Source organism: Bartonella sp. MU70NMGDW (assembly GCF_042194085.1).
Classification (GTDB): domain Bacteria; phylum Pseudomonadota; class Alphaproteobacteria; order Rhizobiales; family Rhizobiaceae; genus Bartonella; species Bartonella grahamii.
Genome location: NZ_JBHIMK010000376.1, coordinates 1 through 1,108 on the forward strand (window position 1 = coordinate 1; position 1,108 = coordinate 1,108).

2 protein-coding genes are annotated in these 1,108 nt (G+C 40.9%); both read right to left on the reverse strand.

Annotation, left to right across the window (positions count from 1 at the left end; all coding sequences use genetic code 11):
• Nucleotides 1-599 (reverse strand): efflux RND transporter permease subunit (locus ACFIKE_RS12275; protein WP_375649980.1); only part of this gene is annotated, 599 nt, incomplete at its 3' end.
• A partial coding sequence (locus ACFIKE_RS12280) for an efflux RND transporter periplasmic adaptor subunit (protein ID WP_375649982.1) occupies nucleotides 596-1,108 on the reverse strand: 513 nt, incomplete at its 5' end. The genes ACFIKE_RS12275 and ACFIKE_RS12280, both read right to left, overlap by 4 nt.

Here is a 1,108-nt window from a genome sequence, read left to right on the forward strand (position 1 = left end):
AAAATCTTTGTGCGAGCACTATCAACCTGTACATCACCAACACCATCAACAGCAGAAATTGCATCAACAATCTGATCGTTTACAATCGTGGTTAAATCATCAACACTCATTGTTGGTGACGTCACAACCAAATACATCATGGCAGCAGCATTCGAATCTGCTTTAATAATCAAAGGCGAATCCACATCTTTCGGTAAAGAATAGGTAATACGGGAGAGAGCATCACGAATATCAGATGCCGCAACATTCAAATCAACACCGACATTAAAATTAATCTGCACACGGGAGCGTCCAAAAGAAGACGTTGAAGAAATCGTCTTAACACCTGAAACACGAGAAACAGCATCTTCTATAACTTTTGTAACTTCACGATCGATTGTTTCTGCCGACGCACCAGAAAACATCGTCACAATCGTTATTACGGGAGTATCAACATCGGGTAATTCTCTTACATCAACATTTAACCATGCTGCAAACCCTGCAATGATGATCATAGCATTCAAAACAAGAGTAAAAACCGGTCTGCGAATAAATAAGGCAATGAGACCACCTTGCTCCACCTTTGGCGTAGGCTGTTTTGTGCTCAATTCTTGGCTCATTGTATATCCGTTCCATAACCTACTGATAATTGCTGTTGATGAGACTTTGGATCATCAATAGTTACTTTACTTCCTGGATAAAGCATTTGCACCCCTTGAATGACAACTTGATCACCATTTTCTAGGGGAGCTTTCACAAAAACCTGATCCGCTTTATGCTGAATAATTGATACGGGAATAGACTCTACTTTTCCTTCTCTCACACGCCAAACGAATGACCCCTTACTGTTCCATTGAACCGCGAGAGGATTAACGACAGGAAAAGAACCACCATGAAATTGAAAGGCAACAGAAAAGGACATACCAGACATGAGCGTATCTTTTTCATTATTGATTTCAACCTGAGCATGAAGTGTACGACTTTCTGGATCAACGATATTATCAATCGCATAAATATGACCAACAAAAGATCTATCTGGCTGCGCGATTAACGTTGCCGTTACCTCATCTCCTTTATGGATGCGCGACACATATCGTTCAGGGGCCCATATATCGACCAAAATACGTTC